Genomic DNA, 19,327 nt, shown 5'->3' on the forward strand with positions numbered 1-19,327 from the left:
AACCCGCTGGCCGGCGGCACCGCCGACGCTGTCTCGCGAGTGGAGCCGAATGATGCGATCCGCGCTGCAGGGGAAGCCGTGGAGATTCACGACGCGGCCATCGTCCGGAGCGCCAGCATCCGCGCTGGCCGGCCAGGTGCTTCCAGCTTGAGCCGCGTGACGCGTCCGGGCTCAGGCAGGCGCACGCCCTGAGCGACCCTGCCGGACTTGTCGGTTAGCGTGACATCGTGCTGAGGCTTGACGTCAAGCCCTCGACTTGTCGGCTGGAGGGTGACGACGGCGTTGTGCTCGTCGAACCGGCCCCAGAGGTGCCGCGGAAGGACAGCGGTGACGGTGCCTTGTGAAACGACGAGCGTGTCGCGTTCGGAGAGCGGCTGCTCGAAGTCGCCGCCGTAAACGGACAGCAGGGTCACCGCACCGGTGGGGGCCCCGCAGCTCGGACATCCTTTGAGGGTCCGAAAATACGACCAGCCGCAGGACGCTGGGCAGTCGATGACATTGTTCAGAGCGGCGAACAGGACATCGCGCCAGCGTGCGGAGCCGGGGCGCTTCGTCGGGTCGAGGCGCCCCTCAGAGAAGGTTTGATGGCACAGTTTCTGCATTTGCTTGCTGAGTACGAGGTTGAAGGTGCCCCACGAGAATGTTCCGCGCGTCAGCCTGTTGGAGTCATCGTCGCGGTCTGCGACGTAAGGCAGTTCGCCGCGGTCCATCCGTTCACGTGCCTCGTTGCCGTCGAGCGCGTCGGCCAGAACGCCCTCAAGGGGGTGCCGCAGAACGAGCATGCGGAAGACATGCACCCCGAGGATGTAGGCGTCGGCGAGCGTGGACGGTGGCGCCTTGCGCTTGCGTTCGGGCGCAGCGTATCCGCGGAAGCCGAGAACATCCCATCTCGGCCTGGACATGGACGTGAGGTTGTCGCAGTCGATCAACCACGTCACGTCCCGGGTGAGGTCGTCGGAGACCATGACGTTGTTGGGGTTGAGGTCGACGTAGGTCAGGCCAAGACCGTGGAGCTTGGCGATCACATCGGCGGTGTTGGCCGCGACCGCCAGCCGACGCCGGAGGCCGCCTGTTTCCGAGTACCACCGCGCGTTCGTCTCGCGGTGGCCGAACTCGTTTGGAAGGTACGGCTCCCGCAGGGGTTGCATGTCGCTGGCGAGGCGCATTGTGTACCCCGTGCGGCGGCCCTGGATCAGCGTTACGGGTGCGGCCACGGGAAGGCTGTCCAGCGGCAACCGGCGAACGCTTTTGATCCGTTCGAGGTCCTCCGGTCTTGCGAGCAGCTTGATGGCCACTTCCGGATAACCCTCGACCCGGTAGACCGTTCCCTGCCCGCCTTTGGCGATCGGAGGTCCGAGAGTGAAGTTGACCCCGGCGTCGTCGGTGACGAGCGTGGCGTCAGAACGCATCGTCGCCCTGGAGTCGCACGATTGATGAGGCGGAGTCAGCGTCGTCCTGCACCGAGCCGAGATCACTCAGAGTGACGCTGGTGACAGTGTTCGTGACGAACTGGAGGAATCTGCGGATCTCGCCGGCGCGGTCCGCCGTGTGGGGCTGGCTGCCGCTGAAGCGGGCCAGCATGTCCCGATCCGCGTCGGCTCCGATCGCCAGTGCGAACTTGGTGCATTTCTGACCACGTTCGCTTGCCAGGAGTGCGTCGAGTTCCTCCTCCCAGTTCCTGTCGGTAGGGATTCCGTCCGAGACGAGGGCGATGGTGGGCCGGTAAGCCCGCGAGGGCAGAGCTTCCTTGTCTTCGATGATCGCCCGGGCGAGCCGGAAGCCATCACCAAGCGGCGTCTTGCCGCGAGCGGTGAGTGAGCTGAACTCGACCTCGCCCACCGGCGTATGTTCGACGATCGCCTGGGCGCCGCTACCGCCGAAGGTCACGATGCTGAGAGTGATGCAGCCATGGCCGCCGTCAGCTTCCGCGAGCTCGTCGATCATTTCCGTGACGGCGTCGTTGAGGACTTCGATCTTGTTATTTTCCCGCATGCTGCCACTCGTGTCCAGCAGTAGGACGACTGGAAGCGTCCTTGCTGCGGCGGGTGTGAGGTTGTCGAGGAGCGACATCAGCGTTCCTTACTCTCAACGTGTTCTCTGCCCGGGCTTGCCCACGGTGGCATCGCAAGATCAGGATCCCAGCGAGCGCGAACCCGCTTGCGCCCGGACTGCCGAATCTGGAGCGCACCCTTCGCGATGCTGATGCGGGCGCCCTGAAAAACTCGCTGCCGCACATTTGGCTCAAGCGCATTCGTGGTTCCGTCGTGACTGAATTTGGTGCCGTTCTTTGACCCGAGATCCTCGACGAATATGCTGCCGCTGACATTCGACACCGCGAGGTGGTCGCGGCTGACGAGGGCGGCTTTCGCGGTCTCCAGGACGTCACGTATGTCGTACCGGTTTGCGCCTCTCGTGCGCCCGACAACGATCGTCCTGCCTTCAGGAACGGGAAAGCGATCGATCTCCCCGGTGTCGAGGAAGACGACGACCTGTCGGGTGTTGCTCATCGCACCGACGCGGTTGGCCGACTCGCCGCACTCGGGGCACAGCACGTGGCCGTCGCGGTAGCAGGGGTCCTTATCGATGACGGGAAGCCCGCCCCAGACGCACTGCGGGTTGCTGCAGGCCCACTCGCTGTCCAGGATCTGCTTCGTTTCGGGCGATGTCAGGCCTCGCGGTTTGAGGTCACGGGCCTCGACTCGCATGGACACCTCCGACTCGTTGATCGGCGTCATGTCCAGTTGCTTGAAGGCGACATTCCCGTTCGCGTATACCGGGCTGAAGAATCTGTCGGAGCCCTGAAGCCACGGATGTTCGCGCCGCTCCGCCCGGTAGAGGTCCCTGGTGACGACAACCGCACCGGAATGCTGCTCGGCCAGCTCGATGACATCGGCGTCGGCGTCCGGTACGGAGCGGGCCATTCCACGCTTCTTCCAGTCGCTCAGGGCCCGCCTGCCCGGTTCGTCGAGGAGGTACCAGAGGCTGTTGTCGGCGACCCCGTAGCAGATCGCGTTGGCGTCGCGCTGAGCTCGCCAGGCGCGAACGACCTTCTCGACGAGGCCCCAGTCGTTGAGATTCTGGTCGCGGACGATGGGTGAAAGGTCGATGATCACCGTCGGTGATCGCATTTACGTCCTTGTCCTTCCGTATCTCGGCCGCTAGTCAGGTACGGACTTTACGCCCGGCCGGACTGGCTGGATGGGGGCCGGCTTCCGCAGTGTCTGAGCCGAGTGATCCTACGACAGTGCCCCATCCGATGTAAGCATTCAGGCGTCGGTCCGATTGATCGAAAAGGTAGCATCGTGTCGCTGGATCACCAGTCTGAGCATCAAGACGGTGACCCGCGAAGCTGGTCACGGCGATGAGCAGCTCACCGACGCCGCGACCGCCTCAGCCCGTTGCGGCGCGCCCGGGCGATGCGGACGCACTGTAGTGGGCGGTGATGCCTTGGGCGGCGACCCAGGACAGGTGGGCGCCGATGCGGCGCCACGGCTCGTCGCAACGGCGGCCGGCCAGGGCATGGCCGTTGCGGTACCGCAGCAGTGCACTTGGTGGGCAGGACTACGCCGCAAACGGCGGCGTGCTGGGCGAGGTCGAGGCTGGCTGGCTGCCAGCCGGACCGTGCCGCCCTTCTCGCGCAGTCGCAGGAGACCGGCGCGTTCGGCGTCAAGGTCCTGCAGCCGCAACCCCGCAGAGCCGCCGGGCCTGCAGGCGGTTTCGGTGCGCAGTCGGAGCAGGCGCATTGAGGATGGATGGTGTCGTTGCTGATAGTTCGGGGCGACCAGGTTGACCTCGGTCAGTTCAGCTGGCGTCGGTGCCCGTCGGGTGCTGGGCAGCTGGCGGGTTTGCCGACCCGGCGGGCTGGGCTGCGCGGGTTGGATGAGGGTGTCGGCAACGGCCTGGTTGTCGCACGGCGGCGACGGCGATGAGCAGTTCGCCGGTGTGGCGACCGTCGCGGCTGTTGCGGGCGCTGTCAATGACGCGTCGCTGGAGCGCGAGGCCGTCCAGGCTGTCGTCATGTATTCCGGTAGGCGCGCAGCGTGCTGGGGCTGGCCGCGGCGAGCACCTGCCGGAGGTATTCGTCGAACGGCGGCAGCGCTGGTCGGGCGTCACGCTCCAAAATCGGCGAGGGCGACGCCGAGTTTAGCCAGAGCCTTACAGGCGGCGTCGAGCCGTTCGCGGCCAGCCGTCATCTTCCTTGCGGCAGGTCACAGGACGTCGGATGAAAATGGAGACGCCCGACCTATGAGTGATCGCGAGGTACCGTCACTACTCATGCGGCGGGCGAGTGCCGCTCCAGCCATTCCACGACGGCCTGCTGAATGATTCCGGAGCGGCCTTCGCGGTCTCGCTCAGCAGCGACGTCGAGCCTCGCCACTACGTCGCTGGCCATTTTCACCGTCACGAGCTGCGGGACGGGGCTGCCGGTCTCATCGACCTGCACGAATCGTCCGGTCGGGCCGGCCGGCATGGTGGCTGTCACTGCACCCGAGTCGTTGTCCATCAGCCAGTGCGCGACCTCGTCGCGGCTCATCGCCTCGAAATCTGGCGCCGCCATCTCAGCCCCTTCCTTGCTTCCACTGCTCGGTCTCCTCGGGGCGGGCGGCCTGCGCGCCCCGGATCCACCACACGAGCGAGTCGTCATGACGGTAGAGCACAACCTGGACCAGGACGTTCATGGCCGTCGGGGCAACCACCTGCATGATCAGTTCCGTCACCCGCGTGCGGTGCTGGACCTGCTCCGGCTGGCTCAGCAGCTCGGCCACGTCCGCCACTGTCAGCCCGTCACGGAACACCGCTTCGGGGCGCTGACCCGGCTGCGGCATCCGCCAGGCGATCTCACCCACCCTGGCATTCTAATGCCGGTGGTACCCGAGAGCATCGTCGGTCAGCCACCTGCGGAGCGGCGGATCGCGCTGGCCCGCGGTTGGCGGTATGCGGGGCTGCGGTTGAGGGCGGACTTGTTCGGTTGGTGTTCCGCCGGTAGTTGTTCTTACCGGCGAGCTTGCGGCTATTGCTGTCGGTGGGATTGTTGGGCAAGTGGGTGGTGGCCGTAGCCGGTCTGTTGGAAGGCCCAGCAGACGTCGGCGACGGTGATGTTGATGTAGGTGCCGGTGCTACCCGGGAGGTGGTGGCCGGCGAACGCGGCGGCGAGAGCGTAGCTGCCGGTGCGGTGTTCGACGCGGGTGATGGTGGTGTGCCGGAACCAGTGTGTCGTGACGCCGAGCGTGGCGAACCAGTCGATTTCGCGCCCGAGGCGGGCCCAGAGCGTGTCGAGGCGACGACGGGTCCAGGTGTACAACGGGCAGCTGGGGTCGGCGAGTGCGTCATTCACCGTGGCCGAGACTGGCTGTTCGCGGTGTTTGGTGTGCTTCTCGTCGAGGATGACGGTCTGGCGTTCAGGGCGGACCGATTTCGGGGTGAGGTTGAGCAGCCCTTCGCGGCGGCACGCGGTTTCGAGGAGGAAGCGCAGCAGGAGAGTCTCGTGGTCGGCGGCAGCGTCGAAGATGTCGTGGAGTTGTTCGCTGGTCAGCGGAACGCGCCGGGTGGGGTGGCGTCGGGGTTTGGTGATGACAGCGGCGGGGTTGCCGATGACGATGTCGTTCTGCATGGCGACGGTGAAGAGCTTGCGGACGGCGGCGATGGCATGTTCCTTGGCGCTGCGTCCGTCGATGGACGACCGTCGACGTTGCGCGATGGTCTGGGTCCAGGCTGCGAAGTCGCTGATGTGGGTGGCACGGATACTGGAAAGTTCGTCGTTGCCGTGGCGCTCGGCGAACAGTTCGAGGTAGTGCCGGTACAGCGTCGCGGTGCTGGCAGTGCAGGTGTTCAGGGTCAGCGGGATCCATCCGGCGACAGTGGTCGGCAGCGGCTGTGCCGGAGTGGCCCTATCCATGTTCGGCGGGTGCGACGTGATCGGTGGACGGGGTCATGGTCACGACGATGGTGATGTCGTCGATCGGTAGGTCGAACCGTACGTTGAGCGTGATTCGGCCGGCGCCCCGTGCGGTGGCATCGGGGTTTGCCGGAATTGTCGGGCCGGGGTTCGGTGCACCTGGGGGACTGAATCGGGTCATGGCGCCATCGCATGAGGTCATCGACATGAGGGCTTGCCGTTTGCGTGCGACGTCAATCGAGCGCGCCCGTCAGGCGACCGCAATAGCAAAATGCCAAGGGTCGACATCGCGGAAAAATGCGTGAGCTGCACGCTGATGTTGAGCCGACCGTTCAATAGCTTTGTGTATCTCGCCACCGGCCATGCTCGGATTGGCCCAGTTGGTCGCGAACGGCGGTGTCAATGTCTCACTTGAACACCGCTGGTCGTCGTACATGGCACGGTCGAGTGTTCAAGCGGTCACTTGGACACTTCAGAACCGGACATTTCATATCAAACTGGTGTCGAAGGGGGGAATTGAACCCCCACGCGTTGCACACCTGCGAAAAACAGGTGTCCATGCGTTCATCCTACGGAGTCTGACTCGTCTCTTCAACTGAGTGTCCACAATGGATCAGGAACCGATACAACACTTGAAGGTTTGACCGGGTAACTCGGCCGTCGGCGTGGATACTTCCTTTCAGGCGAGGCCCACCTCAAGGCGTCCGTGGTTCAATGTCGCGAGGGTGACGCACTGATCGTGGAGCCGGCCAGGAGCCGGTCGGCGCCGCGGAAGTTGCTGGCGTCTCCCTCCGGCGCGTTGTAGGTGTAACGGCCGCGAGTCGAACGCGAGGCGCGTCACTTGCCAGTTGGCGCGCCGCGGACTGCTCTGGAGTGTTGCGCGGCCTCACAGTGCGACGACGCCAAGGAGCACACCCGCCAATACCGCGAACAGGGGAACGAAGAGCCAAAATCGCTGGGTGCTGCCAATGAGCCCGCGGCTGTGCCTAAAGAGCGAGCTGGCCTCGTGGGGCGCATCCGCCTCGTTGAGCAGTCCGCTGATGGTGGCCGGCGCGTTGGCAAAGAACTCGACGTCCAGCGCTTCGCGGATGCGCATCGCGCGGAGCCGGTTGCGCTCGTGGAGCTCTGTGTACGAGGCGGCGAACGCTAGGCCTGACAATCCGGTGATCACGATGACCACGCACAACGCCAGATCGCTGCGGCCGACTCGGCCGTCATTAATGATCACCGCTACCAGCGCCGAGGCGATCACCACCGTGAAATTGACGACGTTGGCTCGGAGCGTTTCAGCGTGCCGGGAGTGAGCGCGAAGGTCGGTGTACATCCCCCAGAGGAGATCCTTTCGTGCTTTCTCGGCGTCGGACAGCTCGTCAGCCATCTATCACCCTTCCGATTTCTGCACCGGCGGACGGTTCAGTTGATCGCGGGGAGCATTTAGATTGTCGGTGTCACGTCGGCCGGATGCAAGGTGGCACGCATGGGCGGACAGGATTACCGCGATCAATGGGCCAAGCGGCTCGATCCGGACGTCGTCGAGGAGCTCATGCGCTGGCAGCGCAGCACCGGCGTGGAGCTCGTGCCGCGTGGCTGGTTCGATGACGGCAGAAGCGCGAGTCCCGTGGCCCTCGTCACGCGGTCCGGTGGCGATGACTCCGCCCACCGGCTCGTGCTGAAGTTCTGCAGCTCGGACGATCGGGCGAACCGCCTCGCCGACGCGTGGAACGCCTCGCCCGACGATTTTCGCACGCGCCACATCGCGCCCATGTTCAGGAATCCGGTCTACCTCGGGAAGGTATGCGGCGTCTTCTTCAAGGTCGCCACCGGCAATCTCCTGACCATCCAGGCATTGAACAAATCACTCAATCGCAAAGAGTTTCACGTCTATTGCGAAAGGATCATGCACTCCATCATCCGGGATTGGAACCTCGGCAGCGTCCGCCCCGCCGGCACGTCACCGACCGTCGGCCAGTTCGTGCTGGACATCATCGGACATCGGATCGACGCCGTGCGCTCGTGGGGCGAGCGCACCGGCGAGCTGATCGGTGGCGAACCGCAACCATTGCGGTCGCCGGACGTCGGTCCGGCCGTCAATCCGTTCACCCTGCTGTCCGGGCCACCCGCACGACGGCTCTTGGAGGACGTGATCGTCGGCCACGCCCACGGCGACCTCAGCGGCCGGAACATTCTCCTGCCCACGCAGCCGGCGGTGGACCCGGACCGGTACGTGCTCATCGACGCCGACCACTTCGCCACCGACGGGCCGCTCGCGCGTGACCCGATGCACCTGCTTGTGGCGCTGGCGCTGGACTGGATCGACATGCATCAGCTGTCCGTAGGCGGGTGCCGGGAACTCATCGAGGTGATCGTCGACCCGGACTCTCGCGCGGCGACGGCGACGGCCGGACCGTTCCAACGGATCAGCGCGGCGATCCACGAGTCGTCGGGCCGGATGGCCACGGACGGCAGCTTCGGTGGCCAATGGACCGAGCAGTGCCTGCTGTCACTGGTCGGGGTCGGCCTCGTGCACATCGGGCGCGATCTCAAGAGCAGCGATCCGGCCGCCACCCGCAGGTGGTGCTACGAGCTCAGCGCGGCCGCCGCCCAGGCTTACCTGGACGTGGTCAGAAAGTACGACAACCTGGAAGTGACGTTCATCCGGTCGGCCGATCCCTCGGACGGCTACGGGCGGTCGCCCACGTTGCCGACGACGAAAAGCCCTGCCGACGGCATGCTGAACCACGAGGCGGAGCACGCCGAGTTGCGCGCACGGCTCAGCGGCGCTACCGGAGGCGTCGTGATTGTCAGCGGCCCGGCTGGCGTCGGCAAGAGCCTGCTCGTCAACACGGTCCTCGCGGAATTCGAGCGGGGCGCGACGGCGCGGACGATGCCGCGGATCCTGCACTCCGAGATCCTCGCCGGCGCCCGCTTCGACGTGCGGAAGATGATCGACGACATTGCCGGCGGAAGGGAACCCGCGGCGGCCATCCGCTACGGATCATCGCTCGCGGCGCGCTTGCAGGCAACCCTGGAAGCGGTTGCCGACGCACCGGTGATCGTCGTGATCGACTCCGCCGAGCGCCTGTTGCGCCCGGACGGCCGTGAGTTCCTCGACCTGGACCTGGACGAGGCGCTCGACGTGATCGCCAGGACACCGGGGCACCGGGTGTCCGTCGTGCTCGTCACGCAGACCGTGCCGATCTCGCCGTTCGCCGCGACGTGGCCGACCGAACCACCGCCGATCCACCTGTCCCGTCTGCCGTACGAGCACTTTGTGACGATCCTCGGGGTACCGCAGCAGCCCGGCGCTCCAGGATGGCTGCCGATGGAGCGGCTTGTGGACCTGTACCGGCTGTGCAGCGGCAACCCGAGGCTCGCCGAACTGTTCCACGCCACCGCGACTCTAACCAGGCACGGCCCCGCCGGAGCGCTTGCGACGACGCTGATGTCCCTTCCCTCCGACGAGGTGCGCGAACGTCTGCCCCGCATGTTGGTGCACGGTCTCGACCTGATCCCGCGCATGGTCGTGGCGGCCCTCGCCGCCTACGCAACACCGGTCACCGCCGCCGACGCCGCCCGGCTGCTGGAGGACCGATGGACAGCGGACCAGATCGACCGGGCGCTACACGACCTGCTGTCGCACCGGGTGATCCGCCGTACCCGGGACGGCCGGTCCTATCACGTCCAGCCGGCGGACGTGGACTGGATGCTCGAAGATCTTGATCGCGACCGCCTGCTGGCCCGCGCAGCCGACGAACTGTCCAACATGACCGCACCGGACCCGCGGCGAGTGGACGACCTCATGTTGCATTTCGCGGAGTTGCAGGCGCTGCTGCGCGCCGCGGACGGGGAGCTGGCCTATGCGTTGATCGAGAAGCTGGGCCATCTGCTGCGTGCGTGGGGAAGTGAGCGTCTGCTGCTGGCCCAGCGGGAGGCGGTGCGGGGCACGATCGGCGATGACTACGCCGAGATGGAGAACCTCAACGAGCTCGGCGACCTGTACAAGTCGCGTGGCTGGTTCCCGAAGGCCAGCGAGGCCTTCGGTCGGGCGTTGCAGTATGCGGGTGCGGTCGGCGATGCGGCGAACCGGACGCGCATCCAGGTCAACCTGGCCGCGATGTACTGGCAGAACGGCAATACCAGTCAAGCCGCGGGCTACTACGACCTGGCCCGGTCGGCCGCGCAGACGGCAGGCGATGCGCTGACCTGGATGTCGGCGACGGCGGGCCTCGCGGACTGCTATCGGCGCTGGGGCAGGTACGACGATGCCCTCCAGCTCGCCCAGGCGGCGCTCGGCGTGCGGTCGATCCCGGCCGATTCCGACTCTCCCGACGACGATGCCCGGGAGTTGACGGTCCGCACCGTCACCATCGGTCTCAAACGCGCCCGGTGGCACGCCGAGATCGGTGAAATGGCCGCCGCGAACGACGCGATCATCGCGGCCGAGGTAGCGGGGGCCGCGCTGCCGTCGATGCGCGCCTTGTGCTTCGACGGCCGGGCCGACCTGTTGCTGCAGGTCGCGCTGGGTGTCGGTGCGATTGCCGTTGTGCCCGTTCTGGCCGTCGCGACCGAGGCGATCGACCTCGCCATCGGTCTGGAGGACTCGACCACGGTGCTGCAGGCGCGCACGACACTCGCCGTAGCTCACATCATGTCCGGCGCCTCCGGCGACGCCGTCGCGCGGGAGGTCGAACACGCCGTGCGGTACCGTCCGAAGGGCCGGTCATTGATTGTGCTGGCGCTCCAGGCGCTGGTCGCCCGGCAGCACGGTCCTGGGGACCAATCGCAGAAGTGTTTCGACCAGCTGTACGACGAAGCCAAGGCACGGCTCGACGCGGATAGTCTCGACTTCGCGGCGTGGGACTTCCTGGGCTACGCCATCTGCGGCCGGATGCTCGACGACACCATCCCGCTCACGCCGGCAGAGGCGGCGTTTGCCAAGGCTCGCGACCTGACCGACCGCCCCACCTCGGGCCTGATCGGCCGACTCCGAGTCCTCGTCCGCGCGTTGGACGTGGTCGCCGCCCGCCCAGGCCGGCTTCGGCCGATTCTTGACCTGCTCGACCAGGGCGGCACTCGGCGGAGCGGGCAGTAGCTCGCCGTCGAGCAATCAACGCGGCCGGCGCGACGGGCGGAGCCAGCCGCGTTCCTGCGCCAGGACGATCGCCTGCGTGCGGGTCTGGACACCCATATCGCGATACAGGGCCTGCAGCTGCCGAAACATCGCCCGTTCCGAGTAGCCGACCCGGTCGGCCAACTCGGCCACGGTCGTTCCCTGAGCGAGATCGGCCAGCCACGAGAACCGGTCGATGGTCGGCACGGCGGAGATGGCAGTGAGCGCCTCCGCCCCGCTGGCGAGCGCCGTCGCAACGGAGGCTGGCATCACCGCGTTGCCCTCGACGGTGGCCTCAACACCGCGCCGCAGGCTGCTGCCGGTCACGCCGCGCGGGAGCACGGACCGGGCACCGGCTCGGATCGCCCGTACGCCGGAAACACCAGAGTCCTCGGTCAGCAGTGCAATGACACCGAACGTCGTCCGGCCGCCGCCCAGTGCGTCGAGCGTCCCCCAGTCCTCGTCCGCGGCCAACGTCAGCAGCACGAGGGTCTGCGGCTTCCGTGACCAGGCCAGGACGTCGGCCGGTGTCTCGATGGCGTAGCCCATCGGAGCCAGGGCAGCCTCGACTCCTTGCCGGTACAGCGGCAGAGGGTCCAGCACCGCGACCCGCACCGGTGCCACAGACAGCTCATCCTCGTTCGCCACCACGATCATCGCGGTCCCAGACTAGACATCGATCATCGTTGCAAACCGATATCTGTTCAGCGCTTCGGGCATATTGCTGACGCCGAACGGCAGGCTCCCGCCGATGTACGGCATGGACCCGCACCGCGCCTACTCCTTACCGTCGATGTAACGCAACGTAAGGAAAGGGTGTCGAATGGTCTACGACGATGACACCGGCAGAGGCGACTTCGTCAGGACCCGACGTTCCGGGTCGGACGGGTCCGGCCGATGGACGCAGGCCAGTCGATCGAGACGGCCCGAGATCTCATCAGCGGTCCGCGACATCATCGTCAAAACCGTGCGACGGTTTCCGAGGCTCGACGCGCGGCGGATCGCCCGCCGCATCCGCGACGACAACAACCGAAACGACATCACGGTGGCCATGGTTGAGGTCGTGATGGCCGAGCTGGGTGCGCGAGGGCGCTAATAGCCGTAGCGGGAGTTACCAGGACCGCTCGTCGAAGTGGTTGCGGTCATCTTGGCCGAGAATGGGTGGCCCCAGACGCGTACCTGTGTGTCGGCACCGTTCACCCGATTGATAGGCGAGCCCACAGGCCAAGCGAACCGTGGAAATCACGGACGGACTCGTATGGGTTTGTCCTACGTCGGGTGGGACGCTCGACGGCGATTCGGTCGGACTGCCCTTCGCCGACGTCCACGACAGGACCGGTCCTCTGGATTACGGGGTGACGGACGAACTCGGCGTTGGGGCCTGTGATGGACTTCCAGCGATGGCACCTTCGCTGTCACACGCGGCTCGCCGAAGGCCATCAATGACGGCGGTGGACGGCTCGGGGGTGGAAGGGTTGTCGCTCAGGGTATCGTCCGGCCCGATCTGGTAAGTCCGGGTAGCGGCAGTGTCCGCTCCGGCTGGTGCGACCGGTCCCAGACAAGCCACGGCGAGGACGACGACGGGGACGACGACGGGGACGACGACGGGGACTGGGGCTGTCCGCTGAGGTCGGAGTTGTTTCGCCGTGACGGCGAATCGCCACGTGATGGTGGCTGTTCCGTTGATATCCGTCGGCTGGGAGTAGACGCGGCGGATCGCACTGCCGGCGCGTAGGGCGTCGTGGGGGATGGCGACGGCCAGTCCGATGCGTTCGGCATGGTCGACCTGGACGGTGAAGTCGATGATGCCGTCGCCGACCTTTGGGGCGATCTGCACCGGCCCCGCCGGAAGGTCGCGACTGCTGGCGCACTCGGCGTCGCCGAGGTAGCGCAGGTCGCGGTCTGGGCTCTTCGGCGCGATGTAGGCCAGCGAGACGAACCGGCGGTCTCCCGGCTCGTCAGACAGCAACTGAGCGGTGCCCTTGGCTGGTTGGCTGGTGTGCTGGCCCAGGCGCAGCCAGCGGGTTTCCTCCCAGTCGTTCTTGACCGTCGGGTCTTCGACCGGGTCACCGACGCAGTAGCCGGCGAACCCGAGCGTGCAGCCGCTGTCAAACCGATCGGTTTGCGGGAATGACAGGCCGGCGCCGCTACGGGCGTAGTTGCCCAGCGGGCCGACTGCGACGCCGATGTAAGGCATGTCATAGACCTGCGCTCCCGGGCACGCGGGAGCGTTCAACCCGTGGGGTGTCGGAGGGGCGAGCAAGTTCATGCCGGACGCCACGAGCGCTGGCAGCCCGATCACAGCGGCGATGACGCCGAACCAATCCGTCCACGAACTGGTCGGTTCGTCCGCCGGCACCGGACGGGTCTTGCCCTGCGACCGGTGCCGCGCCGACGCCAGGGCGAGGATCAGGGTAGAGCTGATCAGCACGTCAATGGTCACGATCCGCCCGACTCCGAACAGCAGCCCGCGCTGCACGAGCACGATCCGCAGTGTCGCGAGGATCAGGAAGAGGATCGCGACGCCGATCCACCACGGCAGGGCTGTGCCAGAGCGTGACGCTCGGGGTCGGAGACGGCCGAGGCCGGTACGGCGAGGGGGAGTCACGCCTTCTTCTACCGCGCGAACGGCAGCCGTGGGCAAAAGATCTATCGATCGAGTGACGTGACCCGCACGTGCCTCGAATCGACATCCGCGGTGTCCGGCCGTACGAATGGGAGCCCAGGATGACCTGGCGGGTGAATTTTTGTCATTGTGCTGCGGGAGGAATCTTGGCCGATGTAGCTTCATCGCCGCTTGAAGCCTGTGAGATGTCAAGTGTGGCGACGTTGATCGATTCTCGGCCATGGCGCGGGCGGGATGGTCGGCGTCAATCTGATGGGAGGTCGGGATTTCGATCCTGGCGGAGTTCGCGGACACCGGACGGTTCGGTGAGGCGGGACTGTTGCTGCTCCGCGATGTCATGCGGGTGCAACTGAGGCGTCTGCCAATCCTGTACGCCGGCCGGCGCCTCGACGATGACTACGTCTGGGATTTCGTGCAGAGCTTCGTGGAACATCGGTGGGAACGGGCGATCCCGGCGTTGCTCGCAGAAGCCGACGATGACGAATCCTTGACTCGGCTGTTCCATCGGACCGTGTACTACTGGCTGGTTGATCAGGTGCGCGACACCGACCGCGGGTCCGTGCTCCGCCGACTGCAAGACCTGCTGATGGCGGAACCGACGTTCGAGATGGTGCCAGCCGGTCAACCTGGAACCGGCCGGTGGCGGATGGCGGGTACCGTCGGGTCGCCCTGGGGTGGACGGCTCGACGACCTTGTCGCGGCGGCGTACACCGTACGGGTCAGAGCAGTGCGGTGGAGCAGCGAAACGCGGCGACCACCGATCGCGTATACCCCGGATCTGATCACGGTGGTCGAGGCCGTGATGTCCGCCGCTGGATTCGCCAGCCTCGAATTGCAGCAGCTGGTCGCGGTGATCGTGCGCCGGTTCCCTGCCACGCTGGACGCCGAACCGCGCACGATCGACGAGACGCACGAATTCGTGCCAGCCGACGCGCCGACCCCGGAGACGGTATTTGAAGAGCGTGACGACGCGAGAGCTGCGGCGAGCGCTGCGGACAGCGTGTTCGCCCAGCTGACTGAGGTGGAACGTCAGCTACTCCTGCTGATTGAAGACCCAGCTGCGGTTCGCGCGCACCTCCGGTGCGGGCGAAGCACCGCCTACACCCGGATCGGGAAGCTCAAGGCGCTGATCCGCGAGCTCGCCGGAAACCATGACGATCCCGAGCAAGTCGTCCGGGAGGTGCTGACGCTGTGCGCACGCTGACCGTGGGCATCCTGGAGCGCACCGTTCCGGACCAGCGCCGCAGCGAACGACTGGCCTGGGGCGTTGGACAATGCGGCAGACGTGTCGTCAACTCACAGCAGCGGGCACAACCGAGCACAGAGGCAGAGGAGGTCCCGTCGTGACGGCTGAGATCCCCGACCGCCTGCGCCGCCTCGTCACCTCCGCGGTGGCCCCGGCAGCGTTGACGACCGCTGGACTGCGCGAACGGTTCGGTGACCCAGCCGACATCGCACCGGCGGCAGGTCAGGTGTGGCGAGCGACCTGGGATGAGGTGTCCGGACTGGTGCTGCTGGTGGAAGCTGAGGACCGCCGATGGCGGGTGGTCCCGGTGTCCGTCGAACCTACCGGCGAGGACGAAGACAGCCTGGTCGTCGACGGGCAGGAGACAGCTTTCGGAGTGGAGGTCACCGCTTGGGCAGGTCTCGCGGTCTCGATCCCGACCGGGACGCTCAACCGGGTTGTTGACCTGTGGACGCCGGCCCTCACCGACTGGTGCCGAGCAGCGGCGCACAGATCGAGCGACAACATTCCCGACGGTGCCCGCGGTGGCCGACCGATCACCGACCCTTGGAGTCCCAGCGCCACCGTCCGGGCAAGCCTTGCTGACGATCTCGACGTCCTGGTTGGAGCGCCGTTGGTGCCCACCCAAGCGTCAGTACCAGTGGATCTGCGTGTCCCAGCCCGAGGGGTCGGCCTGTCCGCCGTTGTCGCCGCGCTGGCGGCACCGCAACCTGAGGTGTTGCAGATCTTGCAGGGCAAGCGTCTGGCGACCGCAGAACAAGCCGACGTGCTTGCCCGGGTGCTCGGGCTCACCGTCGAAGACGTCCTGGCGGCGGCCGGTGGATTGCCGACAGAGCTGGCGGTCGAGCTGGAGCACCCTCGTTGGCGCGGGACCTGGCGATCCCTGGCCCGTCGCATGAGGGGTAGCGAGGTTCAGACCCGGTTGCAGGTCGGCTTCGGTACTTTCGCCATGGCGTTCCGGCAGACCGGCAAAGCGGACCCTGACTGGCGCGGCAGAATCGGGCAGTGGCTCGTAGCCGAGCACGGCGATGAGGCACGGGATGACCAGTGACGAATCGGACGTCCACGGCGGTACGTGCCCAGGTTGACCTAATGATGCAGGTCGTCGAACGGGACCATCCCGGGGCCTTGGAGCGTTTGCGGGGCGGTGCCATCCAGGAGCTGCGGACATGGTCTGACGTGCAGGTGAAGCTAACCGCCGAGGTGCAGACCTCCGGCCTCTGCTCGGTCGCCGGTGGGTACAAGCCCGCGACCATGCCGCCGTCGCTGTGGGTCGCGAATGCCTCCTCGCCGGGCCGCCGACAGTTCACGGTGCTGCATGAACTCGGTCATCACCTGCAGAACACCGATCCTGGCCTCGGGACCGGCCTGCTGAACGCCGACGAGGACGGGTTCGAGGACGCGGCCTGCGACCTGTTTGCCGCCCGGGTACTGCTCCCCGACGACTTGGTCGCCGCCTGCTTCGGCGACCGGACACCCACCCCGGGCGACATCGTCGCGCTCTACAGGAGGTCCACCGCCTCGCGGGCCGCGTGCGTCGTGCGCGCGGTCGAGCACCTGCGCAGTTTCGGCGCGGTGGTGCTGTACGACACCGACGGCATCGTGTCGTTCGCCGCAGGTCGGGGCAGCGTCTACCCGCCGGCCCGCGGCAGCGACCAGTCACAGACCCCGCTGGTCGCCGCGGCACTGCAGCATCTCGACCGCCCCGACGGTGTGCCGATCACCGTCAGCGACACCGTCATCGCATATCGGACGGGGCACACCAGCGGCCGGCTGTACGGGCAGGCCGCCTGGTGCGACGGCTTTCTCGTCGCGGTCCTGGTCGAAGATCACGCACCGTGGCAGTCCTTCTCCCCGACCCGACCGCCGATCACTATGTCGCAGCCGCGCTGGGCGGGCTGTGAGCTGTGCCAGGACTCCTTCGAGGTCACCGGTGCCTGCGCCACCTGCCGTGAACCGCGTTGCCCGTCCGGGCACTGTGCTTGCACGATGCGGCGGCAACGGCGCTGCGAACGATGCACGATGACCTACGACAAGGCGATGTTCGTCGGCACCGGCACGGTCTGCCGGGAGTGCATCTGACCTTGGACGGATCGCCGGATGCGTCGTCAGGTAGGGGTGAGGGCCAACAGGCCCTTCAGCACCCACCGGGGTGTTGCGAAAAGACGTGCCGCACCGCGAAGTGCGGCACGCGACCTTGGGAGCCGCAATATGGGGCACACCGCCGACCTGTTGTCCACCGTCCGTACGATGATCGACGCTGAAGACGCACCGCTGAAAGAAGCCCGCAACCGCCTCGAGCTGGTCCGCGACCTCGCCGAAGGCTTCCCCGGTTCGCTGCGCACCTACAGCAGCGGATCGCTCGCGCACCACACCATGAACCACCCGGTGACCGACGGCGACGGAGGTCTCGTCCTCGATCGCCGCTGCTACCCAAAGCTCGGCCCGGAGGGCGGCGGGGAGTCTCCGACCGACGTGGCCGAGAAGCTGTGCGCGTTGCTCGGTCCGGGGGTGCGTGAGGAGTACCCGAAGGCCCGGTGCGGCACCTCCAAGCGCGGCCCGAAGATCTCCTTCGGCAAGCCCGTCAACGGCCAAGACCCTACCGTCGATATGGTCGTGGCGCTCACCCGGCGCGACGGTGACGGTCTGTGGATCCCAAACCTGGACAAAGACCGGTGGGAGCCGTCCCACCCTGAAGGCCACGTCGAGCTGTTCAACGCTGCCCCGGCGTCGCTGCGCCAGCTGCGCCGGGTCGTGATTCGGCTGTTGAAGGCGTGGAACAAGCAGTTCGACACGCCCGGCCTGTCGTCGTTCCACCTCTCCGTACTGGCCTGGGAGTTCGTGACCAGTGGCATGGGGGTGCCGGTCGCCTTGCGCACCGTGCTGGACAAGGCGGCCACCCGGATCAGCCGGGGCACCGCCACCCAGGACCCAGCTGGTGTTTCCGCTCCGCTCAAGCTGATGCTGGGCCGTGACGTCGTGGCCCGCCGGCTCCGTAAGGCTGCCGACGCGGTGACCGAGGCGATCGACAACGACAGTGATGATCAGGCCGTGCAGGCCGCTCTGCACCAAATGTTCTGGAAGTACATCGACGACCCGGCCGGTGGCGGGCTCGCCGGTGCCGTTGGTCTCCTGCGGCCCCGCACACCGGTCTCTACCACGGCGCTCGGCCTCGGCGGCGCGGCGTCACTGATCGTGCCGACCCGCGCCTACGGTGGCCGGTCACCGCAGTGAAGCACCTCCCGTGGCGAGCGCCGGCCTGGCACGCCAGGCCGGCGCTGCGGCTGCGTTTTCTCGCCGAGCTCACCGGCACCGGGATCACGGTCCGCCCGATCCGCCCGCCGCGCCGCTACCGCGGCGGCTTCGCGGTGCGCTGCACGGTGACCCCGCCCGGCGTCGAACCGCGCGAGGTGACGATCGTCTTCGCCGTTGGGTCGCCGGAAGTACCGCGGGTCTTCGTGGACGGACCGACCGAGTCACCACACCGGTATCTCTCCGACGGACTGTGCATGTGGTTCCCCTTCGACGGCCCCGACCAGCGATGGCTGCGCGGTGACGGCGCCGCCGCGCTCCTCGGCCACATCATCATTCACTTGATCAAGGAAGAATGGTGGCGGCGGACCGGTGAGTGGGTCGGCGCCGAGGCACCCCACGACGCCCGGGAGGACCAGGAGAGCCCATGAGCCCGTCCACCCCGCCGAGTCTGGTGAGTCCGGGACCGAGTCCGTCTGGTGCTACTCCGGCGGTATCCGGATCGGCTGCTCCAGCCGTGACGACGGTTGGTTCACCGTCGCCGGCCCCGATCGCTCAACCGGTCGCGCCGTCAAGCCTCGTGATCGCTGCACTGCTGTCCGGGGCGCTTTTTGCGGCGTTGCTGAGCGCATGCGTGGCGGTTTGGACCGCCCGACGGAAAGGCCGTGAGGAAGAGCGCGCCCGTCAACGTGATCTGTTCGCCGCCGCGTTCGAGGCGTACGCCGCCTACAAGGAACTGCCGTACGCGATTCGACGCCGTCGTCACGACGAACCGGCCGCCGAACGCATCCGCCTGTCCGAAACCATCCGGGAGATTCAAGGCCGGCTCAGTTACTTCCTGGCCTGGACCGCTGCGGAGTCCAGCATCGTCGGGGACACCTACGCGACCCTCGTGCGGGAACTGCGCAAGACCGCAGGCGGCGCTATGCGGCAAGCGTGGCTGGACGCCCCGATCCAGGACGACCACGCGATGAACATCCCACTCGCTGTCATCGATCTAGCGGCGCTCACCCCGCTCGAAGAGGCGTACTCCCAAGCCGTACGTGATCACCTCGTAGCACTGTCGCCCTGGTGGGCAAAGTAGACGCTGCGCTGCTACCGGCCGTAAGGCATTTTGGATTTGCTGGCACCGCTCGATCGGCAAGAACCTCGACTGACCCTCATGTGCGGGCATGGCGTCCAGGGGCCCCGGCACCT

General features: G+C 66.8%; 18 protein-coding genes. 8 read left to right on the plus strand and 10 right to left on the minus strand.

Annotated elements, in window-relative coordinates; translation table 11 throughout:
• Positions 1–86 precede the first annotated feature (86 nt).
• The 8 genes from ABZS58_RS31755 to ABZS58_RS31790 form a co-directional block, all read right to left on the minus strand.
• Positions 87–1,409, minus strand: coding sequence for a hypothetical protein (locus tag ABZS58_RS31755; RefSeq protein WP_354786922.1), 1,323 nt, complete (start codon positions 1,407–1,409; stop codon positions 87–89).
• On the minus strand, positions 1,399–2,070 hold the full coding sequence (locus tag ABZS58_RS31760) for a VWA domain-containing protein (protein ID WP_354786923.1): 672 nt from the start codon (positions 2,068–2,070) through the stop codon (positions 1,399–1,401). The genes ABZS58_RS31755 and ABZS58_RS31760 overlap by 11 nt, the downstream gene beginning before the upstream one ends.
• The gene (locus tag ABZS58_RS31765) at positions 2,070–3,113 is read right to left on the minus strand and encodes an FHA domain-containing protein (RefSeq protein WP_354786924.1); all 1,044 of its coding nucleotides are present in this window, start codon (positions 3,111–3,113) and stop codon (positions 2,070–2,072) included. The genes ABZS58_RS31760 and ABZS58_RS31765 overlap by 1 nt, the downstream gene beginning before the upstream one ends.
• 1,160 nt (positions 3,114–4,273) lie before the next feature.
• Positions 4,274–4,558: a ribbon-helix-helix domain-containing protein gene (locus ABZS58_RS31770; protein ID WP_354786925.1), complete on the minus strand. Its 285-nt coding sequence runs from the start codon at positions 4,556–4,558 to the stop codon at positions 4,274–4,276.
• Position 4,559: 1 nt separating this feature from the next.
• Positions 4,560–4,847, minus strand: coding sequence for a hypothetical protein (locus ABZS58_RS31775; RefSeq protein ID WP_354786926.1), 288 nt, complete (start codon positions 4,845–4,847; stop codon positions 4,560–4,562).
• Between the two features lie 164 nt (positions 4,848–5,011).
• Positions 5,012–5,896, minus strand: a complete 885-nt coding sequence (locus ABZS58_RS31780; protein WP_354786927.1) for a site-specific integrase — start codon at positions 5,894–5,896, stop codon at positions 5,012–5,014.
• 250 nt (positions 5,897–6,146) lie between these two features.
• Positions 6,147–6,332, minus strand: coding sequence for a hypothetical protein (locus ABZS58_RS31785; protein ID WP_354786928.1), 186 nt, complete (start codon positions 6,330–6,332; stop codon positions 6,147–6,149).
• Positions 6,333–6,782: 450 nt separating this feature from the next.
• Positions 6,783–7,274: a hypothetical protein gene (locus ABZS58_RS31790; protein WP_354786929.1), complete on the minus strand. Its 492-nt coding sequence runs from the start codon at positions 7,272–7,274 to the stop codon at positions 6,783–6,785.
• A 99-nt stretch (positions 7,275–7,373) separates the two neighbouring features.
• On the opposite strand from ABZS58_RS31790, the gene ABZS58_RS31795 reads away from it, so the two are divergent.
• The gene (locus tag ABZS58_RS31795; protein ID WP_354786930.1) at positions 7,374–10,988 is read left to right on the plus strand and encodes an AAA family ATPase; all 3,615 of its coding nucleotides are present in this window, start codon (positions 7,374–7,376) and stop codon (positions 10,986–10,988) included.
• 15 nt (positions 10,989–11,003) lie between these two features.
• On the opposite strand, the gene ABZS58_RS31800 is transcribed toward ABZS58_RS31795, so the two are convergent.
• Positions 11,004–11,663, minus strand: a complete 660-nt coding sequence (locus ABZS58_RS31800; protein ID WP_354786931.1) for a DNA-binding response regulator — start codon at positions 11,661–11,663, stop codon at positions 11,004–11,006.
• A gap of 310 nt (positions 11,664–11,973) precedes the next feature.
• Between ABZS58_RS31800 and ABZS58_RS31805 the strand changes: the two genes are divergently transcribed.
• The gene (locus tag ABZS58_RS31805) at positions 11,974–12,102 is read left to right on the plus strand and encodes a hypothetical protein (RefSeq protein ID WP_354786932.1); all 129 of its coding nucleotides are present in this window, start codon (positions 11,974–11,976) and stop codon (positions 12,100–12,102) included.
• 252 nt (positions 12,103–12,354) lie between these two features.
• Here the strand turns inward: ABZS58_RS31805 and ABZS58_RS31810 are convergent, their stop codons facing one another.
• Positions 12,355–13,491: a hypothetical protein gene (locus ABZS58_RS31810; RefSeq protein WP_354786933.1), complete on the minus strand. Its 1,137-nt coding sequence runs from the start codon at positions 13,489–13,491 to the stop codon at positions 12,355–12,357.
• A 460-nt stretch (positions 13,492–13,951) separates the two neighbouring features.
• On the opposite strand from ABZS58_RS31810, the gene ABZS58_RS31815 reads away from it, so the two are divergent.
• The 6 genes from ABZS58_RS31815 (at position 13,952) to ABZS58_RS31840 (ending at position 19,214) form a co-directional block, all read left to right on the plus strand.
• Positions 13,952–14,836 (plus strand): hypothetical protein, encoded by an 885-nt coding sequence (locus ABZS58_RS31815; RefSeq protein WP_354786934.1) that lies wholly within the window; start codon positions 13,952–13,954, stop codon positions 14,834–14,836.
• Between the two features lie 139 nt (positions 14,837–14,975).
• Complete coding sequence (locus tag ABZS58_RS31820; RefSeq protein WP_354786935.1) at positions 14,976–15,929, plus strand: hypothetical protein; 954 nt, start codon at positions 14,976–14,978, stop codon at positions 15,927–15,929.
• 128 nt (positions 15,930–16,057) lie between these two features.
• Positions 16,058–16,960: an ImmA/IrrE family metallo-endopeptidase gene (locus tag ABZS58_RS31825; protein ID WP_354786936.1), complete on the plus strand. Its 903-nt coding sequence runs from the start codon at positions 16,058–16,060 to the stop codon at positions 16,958–16,960.
• A gap of 168 nt (positions 16,961–17,128) precedes the next feature.
• Positions 17,129–18,112: a hypothetical protein gene (locus tag ABZS58_RS31830; RefSeq protein ID WP_354786937.1), complete on the plus strand. Its 984-nt coding sequence runs from the start codon at positions 17,129–17,131 to the stop codon at positions 18,110–18,112.
• Positions 18,109–18,561, plus strand: a complete 453-nt coding sequence (locus tag ABZS58_RS31835) for a hypothetical protein (RefSeq protein ID WP_354786938.1) — start codon at positions 18,109–18,111, stop codon at positions 18,559–18,561. The genes ABZS58_RS31830 and ABZS58_RS31835 overlap by 4 nt, the downstream gene beginning before the upstream one ends.
• A gap of 149 nt (positions 18,562–18,710) precedes the next feature.
• The gene (locus ABZS58_RS31840) at positions 18,711–19,214 is read left to right on the plus strand and encodes a hypothetical protein (RefSeq protein WP_354786939.1); all 504 of its coding nucleotides are present in this window, start codon (positions 18,711–18,713) and stop codon (positions 19,212–19,214) included.
• The last annotated feature ends 113 nt before the right edge of the window (positions 19,215–19,327 follow it).

It is taken from the genome of Dactylosporangium sp. NPDC005555, from assembly GCF_040605635.1.
In the GTDB taxonomy this organism is placed as follows: domain Bacteria; phylum Actinomycetota; class Actinomycetes; order Mycobacteriales; family Micromonosporaceae; genus Dactylosporangium.

Excerpts from the sequence above, each read along its gene's own strand:
- ABZS58_RS31755 (WP_354786922.1), bottom strand. The coding sequence starts at position 1,409 with ATGCGTTCTGACGCCACGCTCGTCACCGACGACGCCGGGGTCAACTTC.
- ABZS58_RS31760 (WP_354786923.1), bottom strand. The coding sequence starts at position 2,070 with ATGTCGCTCCTCGACAACCTCACACCCGCCGCAGCAAGGACGCTTCCA.
- ABZS58_RS31770 (WP_354786925.1), bottom strand. The coding sequence starts at position 4,558 with ATGGCGGCGCCAGATTTCGAGGCGATGAGCCGCGACGAGGTCGCGCAC.
- ABZS58_RS31780 (WP_354786927.1), bottom strand. The coding sequence starts at position 5,896 with ATGGATAGGGCCACTCCGGCACAGCCGCTGCCGACCACTGTCGCCGGA.
- ABZS58_RS31785 (WP_354786928.1), bottom strand. The coding sequence starts at position 6,332 with ATGTACGACGACCAGCGGTGTTCAAGTGAGACATTGACACCGCCGTTC.
- ABZS58_RS31790 (WP_354786929.1), bottom strand. The coding sequence starts at position 7,274 with ATGGCTGACGAGCTGTCCGACGCCGAGAAAGCACGAAAGGATCTCCTC.
- ABZS58_RS31795 (WP_354786930.1), top strand. The coding sequence starts at position 7,374 with ATGGGCGGACAGGATTACCGCGATCAATGGGCCAAGCGGCTCGATCCG.
- ABZS58_RS31800 (WP_354786931.1), bottom strand. The coding sequence starts at position 11,663 with ATGATCGTGGTGGCGAACGAGGATGAGCTGTCTGTGGCACCGGTGCGG.
- ABZS58_RS31830 (WP_354786937.1), top strand. The coding sequence starts at position 17,129 with ATGATCGACGCTGAAGACGCACCGCTGAAAGAAGCCCGCAACCGCCTC.